The sequence below is a fragment of the Aminobacterium sp. UBA4834 genome (genome assembly GCF_002400205.1).
In the GTDB taxonomy this organism is placed as follows: Bacteria; Synergistota; Synergistia; order Synergistales; family Aminobacteriaceae; genus Aminobacterium; species Aminobacterium mobile.
On sequence record NZ_DHFC01000014.1, the window covers coordinates 100663 to 110501 of the forward strand.

The 9839-nt window shown below is 42.5% G+C and carries 8 protein-coding genes; 5 read left to right on the top strand and 3 right to left on the bottom strand.

All coding sequences use genetic code 11. The features are described from left to right. Positions 1-6 precede the first annotated feature (6 nt). From B3L97_RS05155 to B3L97_RS05165, 3 genes are all read left to right on the top strand, one after another. Positions 7-1017 carry an NAD(P)H-dependent glycerol-3-phosphate dehydrogenase gene (locus tag B3L97_RS05155; protein ID WP_024821583.1) on the top strand — a complete coding sequence of 337 codons (1011 nt, stop codon included), beginning with the start codon at positions 7-9 and terminating at the stop codon, positions 1015-1017. Between the two features lie 83 nt (positions 1018-1100). Continuing rightward, the gene (locus B3L97_RS05160) at positions 1101-1274 is read left to right on the top strand and encodes a DUF362 domain-containing protein (protein ID WP_024821582.1); all 174 of its coding nucleotides are present in this window, start codon (positions 1101-1103) and stop codon (positions 1272-1274) included. A gap of 133 nt (positions 1275-1407) precedes the next feature. After that, positions 1408-3171 carry a methyl-accepting chemotaxis protein gene (locus B3L97_RS05165; RefSeq protein WP_286847254.1) on the top strand — a complete coding sequence of 588 codons (1764 nt, stop codon included), beginning with the start codon at positions 1408-1410 and terminating at the stop codon, positions 3169-3171. Positions 3172-3245: 74 nt separating this feature from the next. Here the strand turns inward: B3L97_RS05165 and B3L97_RS05170 are convergent, their stop codons facing one another. The 3 genes from B3L97_RS05170 to rpoD form a co-directional block, all read right to left on the bottom strand. Then, positions 3246-5426 (bottom strand): PAS domain S-box protein, encoded by a 2181-nt coding sequence (locus B3L97_RS05170; protein WP_286934474.1) that lies wholly within the window; start codon positions 5424-5426, stop codon positions 3246-3248. Between the two features lie 27 nt (positions 5427-5453). Then, positions 5454-5732, bottom strand: coding sequence for a PQ-loop domain-containing transporter (locus tag B3L97_RS05175; protein ID WP_024821579.1), 279 nt, complete (start codon positions 5730-5732; stop codon positions 5454-5456). A 110-nt stretch (positions 5733-5842) separates the two neighbouring features. After that, on the bottom strand, positions 5843-6976 hold the full coding sequence (gene rpoD / locus B3L97_RS05180) for an RNA polymerase sigma factor RpoD (protein WP_024821578.1): 1134 nt from the start codon (positions 6974-6976) through the stop codon (positions 5843-5845). Positions 6977-7343: 367 nt separating this feature from the next. Here rpoD and B3L97_RS05185 point away from each other — a divergent pair, with 367 nt between their 5' ends. Both B3L97_RS05185 and B3L97_RS05190 read left to right on the top strand, forming a co-directional pair. After that, complete coding sequence (locus tag B3L97_RS05185) at positions 7344-8960, top strand: dipeptidase (RefSeq protein WP_286847258.1); 1617 nt, start codon at positions 7344-7346, stop codon at positions 8958-8960. A 203-nt stretch (positions 8961-9163) separates the two neighbouring features. Next, positions 9164-9745, top strand: coding sequence for a DUF6305 family protein (locus B3L97_RS05190; RefSeq protein ID WP_024821576.1), 582 nt, complete (start codon positions 9164-9166; stop codon positions 9743-9745). Positions 9746-9839 lie beyond the last annotated feature (94 nt).

Below are 9839 nucleotides of genomic sequence, written 5' to 3' on the forward strand. Positions count from 1 at the left end.
TGGTACGTGGCAACGCTTACCCTTTTTGGTGCTGGTAGCTGGGGAACTGCTCTAGCTAATGTGTTGGCAAAAAACGGGCACCACGTTTGCCTTTGGTGTCGTAGGCAGGCTCAGGCCCAAGCTATTAACATAAATGGGCGCAACCCTGATTATCTGAAAGACGCGCCTCTTTCCCATAATATCCATGCCACATGGAATCTTCGGGAAGCGGCAGAATTTTCTCAAGACTGGATTCTCGCCGTCCCAACTCAAACGATACGAGGCCTTTTGAAGGATCTTCATATTTTCGATTCGCCTCTTTCGCTTTGCAATGCAGCAAAAGGACTTGAAATCGAAACGCTTATGCGTATTAGCCAAATTTCATCAGAAATAATGCCAAATGCTCAGTATGCCGTTATTTCTGGCCCGAGCCACGCAGAGGAAGTAATAAAAAACCTTCCCACCGCTACGATAGTAGCATCCTCTCTCCCGGACACAGCTGAAAAATGGCAGTCTTTTTTTAATGGGAATAGATTTCGCGTCTATACTGGCAATGATGTGGCAGGAGTAGAGATAGGTGGAGCAGTAAAAAATGTTATTGCAATTGCATCTGGAATTGCGAAGGCAATGGAACTTGGAGATAACGCTACAGCAGCACTGGTCAGTCGAGGTTTGGCGGAAATAATGAGGCTGGGAGCAAAGATGGGAGCCCACCCATTAACTTTGGCCGGGCTTGCAGGCGTTGGAGATTTAGTCGTAACATGCTACAGTTTCCATTCGAGAAACTTCAGACTTGGAAAACTTTTAGGCGAAGGGAAAAATCTCGACGAAGCAAAAGCCATTTTAGGTCAGGTGGCGGAAGGAGCTTTTACTGTCCAAGCAGTTGTACGTCTAGCTCAAAAATATTGTGTTGAGCTACCGATAGCTGAATCTGTTTATCGACTACTCTATCAAGGAACTTCTCCTCGAGAAGAACTTGAAAACCTTTTAACTCGAGACCCCAAGCCAGAGTATCCGCCTGCCATTTTCTGGTCTTAGAGGGCTTTAAGTTGCCTCTGGTACTAAAGTATTATATAATCCGCTAAGTGAAGCTTATATCTTGACGGAGGGGGTAATACATAATGGCAAAAGCAGTTGTAGATAAAGACGCATGTGTCGGATGTGAAACATGTGTAGGGACATGCCCTGTAGAAGCTATCTCCATGAACGACGGCAAAGCTGAAGTTGATCCCGATACCTGCATTGAGTGTGGAAGCTGCGTTTCCGTCTGCCCAGTAAACGCTATTTCCCAGTAAAGTAAAGCAACGGTATCAACGCAACAAAAATATATGTGGGAATTATTAAGGAGGATCCTCAAGGGTTCTCCTTTTTTAATGTTAAATATGATATAATTTTTGTGTATTCAATTTTAACATGGGGGGAACAAGTATGACCACTCGTTTCCATCTATTATTCTCACGAGTATTGGGGGCACAAAACACCAACGAAAAACTACCCGCCCTTCGCTCTTCCTCTCAATCCGCTCTAAATCCTCAAAAAAATTTAAAAGATTTTCTCGTCAGAGCTAGGGATGAAATATCTAGCCTCGATGTAGTCACAGAAGATATGAAAATACTTATGGCTGATAATGTTTCGTCCATGAACGCCATCTCTGAAAATGTCAATGCTGTAGCTCAAAGTGCACAAAATCTTGGGAATTTGGCAAAAGAATCAGATCAACAGCTCAAGGAAATGGCCGATTCTGCAAAAGAAACAGCTACTCTTATCAGCGATATGGCGAATCAAGGAGAAATGATTCGTCACCAGGCCCATGAAAATCGAACTTTAACTGCCGACTCAGAGAAGGCAATTGGAGCAGTGGTAGAATCCACAGCCTCTGTAGCAGAAGCTATTAAACAGATGCTTTCTGTAAGCCAAAATATAGGACAAATCGTAAAAGCTATTTCTGGAGTAGCTGACCAGACGAATCTGCTCTCCCTTAATGCCGCTATAGAAGCAGCCCGAGCTGGAGAAGCAGGGCGAGGATTCGCCGTAGTAGCAGAAGAAGTTCGCAAACTCGCAGTGCAGTCAGCCCAGGCAGCGTCGCAAATAGGCTCCCTTGCACAGGCCATCCAGAACACAGCAGAAAAGGGCTATACAAGAATCAACATGGCAGAACAGGCCGTAACTCAGGCTCAAGACCAATCCCTTCGAAGCAGAGAGGGGTTGGATACGATGCTAAACGCTGTCACTGGAGTTCTAGAAAAACTTTCAGAAACCAGCAGTATCGTACTGGAACAAGCCACAGTTATAGAAAAAGTATCAAAAGCTACTGGCGAAATTACAGACCTTGTTCTTAGCCAATCTAATAAGCTTTCCAATATTAATGCCTCTATTCAAGAACAAACCAATACTGTAGCCGCAAGTACCGATCGAGTAACAAATCTGGAATCTATGGCAACGATGCTTCAGAAAAAAGCTCTTTCAGCTCTTGAAAGCTCTTCAAGCCTTCATATCCGCACAGTCAAAGAGAAGGGATACATATCAATAGGCATCGACCATTCTGATTGGGGACTTTTTCACTTTTGGAAGGGAACCCGCGTGGAAGGACTTGACGTAGATTTAGCTCAGGCTGTTGCCTCGGCTCTTGGTGTTAGCCTTCAAGTTGTTCCCCTGGAATGGGGAAAAGGCGAAGAAGGAACAATGACAGGAATATGGGAAGGAAAAGGTTGGCCTTCATGTGACATTATTATTTCCCCTATTACGAAACTGCCAGAAAGAGCACATCACGTAACCTTCTCAACATGGTATGTCGCTAGCGGTCAGGTAGCAGCAAGTCTCGCAGAAAAAAAATATACAGCCCATTCTCACTTGAGGGGATGTTCTCTTGGCGTTCTAAAAGGGAAAACTGGTGAGATAGTGGGGAAGAAAGAATTTCCACAAAATAAAATTTTTCCCTTAGAAACATGGGGAGAAATCATTAACAAGCTCAAAAAAGGAGCTATTGATGCCTGTATTTTGGAAACTCCCGTCTTTTTACAATATTCTGCAGAAATGCCAACTTTAACACAGGTAGGGGGATTACTTGCTAGAGAACATTTTGGCGTTATGATGCCCAAAGACATCGCTCCCCAAATGAAAGCTTTTCTTGACGAAATAATAATAAAGAAACGTGACTTATTGTTCAAAAAATGGTTTAAAAAAGCTGAATAAGCAGCAAGGGGATTCCCCCTGCTGCTTATTTCACTATAATCGCAAGAAAAATCAGAGGGTCCGTTCCTCTATTTTTAATCCCGTGTTTCTCTTTTCTCTATTTTATGGTCATAAATAAAAAGAAGAGCAAGGCGTCCTCTTTGAGGCACAAAGCAGCTCACCGTCAGAGGAACGGCAAAAACATGGCTATAAAAAACAAAAGTCCGTGGTTCCCCACTTGTCACAACATATCTTGCTATCTCCTCAAAAGAGCTGTCTATTTTAGGAAAAAGCTCTTTCACCGTCCGCCCAATAACATCACCATAACCATACTTCTCAAGAAATATAAATGCCTGTTCATTATGTTCTATAAAACGCAGATCATGTAGCTTGCCATTAGAGTCGAGAAGAACATCAAATAGAGAAAAAGGTTCCTGTATCTGCATAAATAGTCTTCTATATTTCTCCCTATCCTCTCGAAGAAGTTCATAGGCCGCATCTCTAGATTTTAAACTGGAAAGCATCTCTGAAAATAAATCAAATAGGGCAAGTTCACTTTTAGTCCAAGAAAAGTTGGAATTAAGGCGCTCAAAACTGATACTACCTACAATTTCTCCGCGAAATCGATATGGAATCGTTACTAGAGAACAAATCTCATACTCTTCAAGAATCCGCTTTGTCTTTTCTGCTTCCACGGGAAGATGTTCTCTATCTTTAATATAAACTACATCTCTTTTTTCTATTTGACCTCTAAACCAGGGATCTACATCCATCAAAGAAAAACTCTCTTCCCTTTCAAGTCTGGGACGAAGAGAAGGGACGGAACGAGCACACCACTCTGCTAAATATTCCATTTGGCCATCTTTTTTCAATAAATAGGTTATACGATCGACCTCCATATAAGAGGCCATTTTATGAAGAGAGTTCGCTAGTGCTTTTTCTAAAGAGGGATAATTTAAAATATCTGCAGAAACTTCTGAGATCATTTGTTCCACTTTGAGCTTCCTCCGAAGAAGTTTCTCTTCTCGCTTCTTTTCAGAAATATCTGTATAAAGATAACAGATCGCCGCAACCCCACCTGGCATCGTGAGAGGAGAGCAGTTTAAAAAGACATCTATTGTCTCCCCATTTCTCTTACATCGTTGGGTCTCAAGAAAAACCTTCTTCCCTTCTAAGACCATGCGACCGATAGAAACTGCTTGGGCATGGAAACGAGGCGGCACGATGCTTTCTCTCATAGGATAAGATAAGGCTTCTTCCCGGGATTCAAAACCAAACATATGCAAAAATGCATCATTTACTTCCAAGGTCCGGAAAAAGGGATCTGCTATAACAATCCCTGCAGGAGAATCTTGAAAAATTTTTTCAAATTTTTTCTTCTCTAGCTCCAATTGGAAAAAACTTCGACGAATAGAAGAAATGTCTAAAGCCACCACATGAACAGCAGAGTAATCGGAAGATCCACAAGGGAGAGACCATTTTATTAAAAAAGAATTTGAAGGGGATCCGTCTGAGGACGTTAAAACAAGATCTCTTTCAAAATATCTTTTCCCTTTCAATAACGCTTCATATTGGTCCGCAAGGAAGAGTTCCTCTTCATACGAGAAGGGGGATTGAAAAAGACCTTGCAGCTCCTTTAAAGAAGAGACTCCAAAAAAATCAAGGGTGTGACGATCAGCATCAATAATTTTCCCCAGAGCCACACAAGAACGAAGCACGTGTGGATTTTTTAAAAGAAAAGACTGTATATCTTCTTGAACTTGAGAGGAGAATATTTCTTGTAAAAATTTTCTTTGATCAGAAAAATCTTGAGTCCAAACGGCTATAGGAACTACTTTAGGAGACGTGTCGAACTCATGCCTGCAACATCCATCAGAAAACCTGTTCATAGAAGAAATAAGTCCATTTACAAGTATACGTCCTTTATCTTCGTCGCTTGGGGGGAAAAGAAAAGATGCGCTTTGTACTTCCCGCGCAAAATTGTAAGACCTCTCTTCAAAAACATCGACTAAAAAAGCTACCCCAGCCACAGAAAACTCCTCCAAACGTCGAACAAGCATTACACTCTCAGCATCGGTAACAAGAGAAAGATTTACGATCGATAAAAAAGGATGAACGTCCCGTGCCGTCTGGAGAGCAACATGAAGTCCTGTTACTGCTAAAAACGGGCAGGCATTTTTTTTAAAAACGAGCTCTATCTCTTGGCTTGTACCGTCGTCTTTTCCTACTAGAAGTATTACACCTTTTTGAGGTTGGCTCTCCGCTCTGGCTTTCATTAAACACCTCGCAAAAAACTATTCTATCTACTTAAGTTTTCGCTCAATCCGCCTGTTTCTAAAATAAAGACACGTATCGATAGACACCATAAGAGTATTTAAAATGTACAAAACCAGAATCCAGCTAAAACCTTCGCTATCTAAAATAACATGTAATATTCCTGCAACGTACCCGATCAAAATGATGCATAAAAAAGAGAGACTCTTACCTCCCGTACTTCGTGACGCCCAAGACTTATAAATAGCAGCTGGCCACGCCATACCAAAACAAATAATCATAATAGCTTCAAAGATTTTTCCCGCCAATTTTATGCACTCCTCCTTCAGATTTTTATATTAAAAAAACTATCTCGACGTCTTAAATATTATAAAAAAAGCGCGCCCTTAAAGCGCGCCTCAGCAACTGAAATTCTCAATTAGTCGAGAAAGTCCCTGAGCTTTTTGCTACGGCTAGGATGGCGTAGTTTTCTCAAGGCCTTTGCCTCAATTTGACGGATCCGCTCTCGGGTTACTCCAAACCGCTTGCCAACCTCTTCTAACGTATAGGAACGGCCATCTTCTAAACCGAAACGATATTGAAGCACTTCTCTTTCACGGTCAGAAAGAGCTTCTAACATCTCATCAATTTGTTCATGAAGCAAATGGCTCGCCGCCGCTTCTTCTGGACTAGGCAAGTCTCTATCTTCAATAAAATCTCCTAACTGGCTATCCTCTTCTTCTCCTATTGGAGTTTCAAGAGAGACTGGGAGTTGAGCAATTCTTCTAATCTCTTCGACCTTTGTTGGTTCTATCTCCATCTCTGCTGCAATTTCCTCGTCTGTCGGTTCCCGCCCTAATTTCTGCACAAGCTGTCGAGACACTCGCACCATCTTATTGATAGTCTCTACCATATGGACAGGAACCCTAATAGTTCTTGCCTGATCAGCTATAGCTCGAGTAATAGCCTGGCGAATCCACCATGTAGCGTAGGTACTAAATTTAAAACCTTTTCGATAATCAAACTTCTCTACGGCACGAATAAGCCCCAAATTGCCTTCTTGAATAAGATCAAGAAAAAGCATCCCGCGCCCAATATATTTTTTAGCGATGCTCACGACAAGACGAAGGTTCGCATCTATAATCTGCCTTTTTGCATCTTCCTCCCCAGCCTCTACTCTCTTCGCCAAATCCACCTCTTCTTCTGGTTCTAGGAGAGGGACCTTTCCTATCTCTCGCAAATACATGCGAACAGGATCAGTGAGAGGAATATCGTCAAGTTTGCCGATCTCAGCTTCAGCAGGCTGAAGAGCCTCTTCCTCCGCTTCTGCTCTACCTCGCTCTTTCCCTTCCTCATCAATGACCTCTATCCCCAACTCCATAAGATTAGACACTACATTCTCCAATACCTCTGCATTCCAGAAGTCGATGGGGATATATTTCTCTATGTCTTTTTGTGTCACAAAACCTTTGTTTTGGCCTTCTTGAATAAGCTCTCGAACCTTACACATATAGTTCGAAAGTTCTTCTCTTGTTACTTCTCTTTGAGCTCGTTTCCCTTTATTATTCTCCATTAAGAGCGTAATCCTCCTCTGGGCATCATGACATAAAAATATTATACCTGTTCTTCTCGCTCCTAGAAAGGGAGTAAACAAAAACAGGCATCCATCATAAGAAGTCACCAAACATATTCATAAATGATCATAATATTAAAAAACACAAAACATTATATCATAGAAAAATTATCTTTTCGACATTCCTAGAATAGGTGTATAATACAGTAAATTATGTTTTGTTTTTAACAAGATTCTCTGCCCCGGAAATGCCGCTTTTTGGCCCCTCTCCTCCGCAGTACAGACTCAATAAAATTGTAGCTAAAATGGACAGTCGGCGTTATGAACATCTCTATAAAGACCTAAAAGAGAAGAGGAGATGATTGAGATGAAGAAGTTGCGCCGTGGAATACTGGTATTCCTTCCCATCACCCTCACAATACTCATGGCCTTATCTGCGTGGAGCTGTACTAACATTGTTGTGGGAAAAGATGCCTCAGCGGATGGCTCTGTCATTACGTCTCACACAGCAGATGGAGCTTTTTACGATGCAAGAGTCCGGACAATCCCTGGGAAAACCTTCCCCGCAGGAAGCAAGGCTGATGTCTTTTGGAATATTGTTATGGAAGAGGACTACGAACCCAAAAAAATTGGAGAAATTCCTCAGGTAGAAAAAACGTATACTTATTTTCACGTAGGCTATCCCTTTATGAACGAACATGGTGTCGCTATTGGAGAAACCACTATTGGGCAAAAAGAAGAGCTCAAAACATTCCATCCTGACGCTCGGGCCATAATGACCATCGAACAGCTTGAAGTTTTTGCCCTTCAAAGAGCAAAAACAGCTCGAGAGGCCATTACCGTTGTTGGAGAGCTGGCCGAGAAATACGGATTTCTTCCCTCATGTGGAAGTGAAGGCGAATGCATTACTATTACCGACTCAACGGAAGCCTGGATTTTCGAAATACGTAGCGCTGGTCTTATGTGGACCCCTGATAGTGGCAAGCCTGGCGCTGTATGGGTCGCCCAAAGGGTACCCGATGATTGCGTAGTAATCGTCCCTAATATGAGCCGTATTCGGGAAATTGATGTGAATGATAAAAACAATTTCATGGCTTCAAAGGATTATATGCAACCCGCCATTGATAACGGTTGGTATGATCCCAATAGTGGGAAACCCTTTATTTGGCAGGAAGCCTACTCTCCACTTACGGGAAATGACGACTGGTCTCTTTCCTCCATGTGGATCCGTAACCGACTTTACACCCTTTACAGCCAGCTCGACCCAACTCGTGAATGGGATCCTTACGCTGAAACCATGAGCTATCCCTTTGCTATCAAACCCCAGAAAAAGCTTTCTGTACAGGATGTGATGACTATGCTTCGAAGCCATATGGAAGGGACCCCCTTCGATATGGCAGCAGAGAGTGCATGGGACATCAGAGAAGGAGACAAGATAGCAAAGAGCCCCCTTACTACTCCTTTTGTAACGAAGGACCTCCGAAATCTTTTAAAGATTCCCTACAATAGACCTGTCGCAAAATGGGATTGCGCCTACAGCTTCGTTTCTCAGGCCCGTTCTGGCTATCCTGCTCCTGTCAGAACGGTACTCTGGTTCGGGTATGACAATCCCCATACTACATGTTACGTCCCCATCTATTCGGGCGTTCTTGAGACAAGAAAAAACTGGAGGACGTTCGATCGTAACACTTTCAGCCTCGACTCCACTCAATGGGCATTTATCCTAGCTGACGATCTCGTAAATCACCGTTACCAGGAAGCTATAGCAGATTTAAAAGCTGTGCGAGAACCTTTAGAGCAGGGGTTTGCCAAACAGGTTTTGGAAATAGATAAAAAAGCATTGGAACTCGCGCAAAAAGATCCTGCTCAAGCTCAAGAATATATAACGAAATTTACGAACGAGTGTATGGAAAAAACAGAAAAAGCCTGGTGGCAGCTGAATTGGGATCTTATTAGTAAGTACAACAACAACAAAAAGAAATAACATTTTGTTCTTTTTGTTCAAAAAAGAAAGCTCTGTTAAAGCGACGATAAGGATCATTATGCTATTCGTTTTTTTGAACAAAAAGATACACTTGCGAACGAAAAATTCAAAACCTTGTCGTTTTTTTACCTTCAAGCTAACATGACAGGCGAAAAAGCGATTCTTGTGAAAGAAGTCGTTTACTGATTAAGGAGGGGAAACTCATGACAAAGAACCGAAAAGGTTCCCTACTTTTTGGAGCGGTATTTTTTGCTGCCGTTCTTCTCTTTGCAGGCGTAGCAAGTGCTGCCGAAATGCCCACTGTCGAAACGCCTGTCATTGTTACTACGTGTGGACAGAGTCCAGGAGCCGTGATGGTAAAGATGTCTCTCATGCAGTCTCAGATTACACCAGTAGAGAACAACAATACCATTATTGCTAGCGATCTGAAAGGGAAAGGATATAAAACCCTGATCGTCACCACTGGAACAAGTGGAAAAGGAATGGGAGCAGCAGGAACTGATGTCAACAAAGAAATCGCCCGCTGCAAGGAAGTTATTGAGGCAGCTAAAGCCGAGGGTATGACCGTTATTACGGCTCATGTGGAAGGTATGGCTCGCCGTACTGATAGCGCAGACCAAGCTTCTATCGACTCTATTATGCCATTAGGCGATGCCATGCTTGTTGTTATCGGCAGTAACGAGGACGGCTATTTTACAAAACTTGCGGAAGAAAACAAAAAACCTCTCATTGAAGCAAAAGACGCTCTCGCTATTGGCGTCAGCCTCAAAGAGTTAACGAAATAAAAAGGAACAAGCCTCCAGTCTGACTGGAGGCTTGTTTTCTCTTTATCGTTAAGAGAAAGGATCTTTTTATTATGTTTACACACTCAGTGTTAAT